Below are 262 nucleotides of genomic sequence, written 5' to 3'. Positions count from 1 at the left end.
CGATCATTTACTTAAATTTGGCTTTGCAAATGGAGATATAAATCGCAGTGAATCACTGGCTTTAGGTAGCGCATCTATCACTCCAATAGAGTTAGCTCGTGGCATGAGTACTTTTGCCAATGGCGGCCACTTAATCGAACCTTACTTTATTTCAGAAATTCAAGATGCCATGGGCAACACCTTATTTAAAACTAACCCGACTATAATTTGTGATAATGAAACGACAACGCCTAGCTCGCTAATGCTAAGTGAGCAAGTAGCA

Annotated in this window: 1 protein-coding gene; it reads left to right on the top strand. The window is 40.1% G+C overall.

Going from position 1 to position 262, the window contains the following annotated elements; all coding sequences use genetic code 11:
- Nucleotides 1-262 (top strand): penicillin-binding transpeptidase domain-containing protein (locus SB765_RS30780; RefSeq protein ID WP_410932641.1); only part of this gene is annotated, 262 nt, incomplete at both ends.

Source organism: Pseudomonas sp. SIMBA_067, from assembly GCF_046534675.1.
Lineage (GTDB): Bacteria > Pseudomonadota > Gammaproteobacteria > Pseudomonadales > Pseudomonadaceae > Aquipseudomonas > Aquipseudomonas putida.
This window is presented reverse-complemented; position numbering and strand designations above follow the sequence as displayed.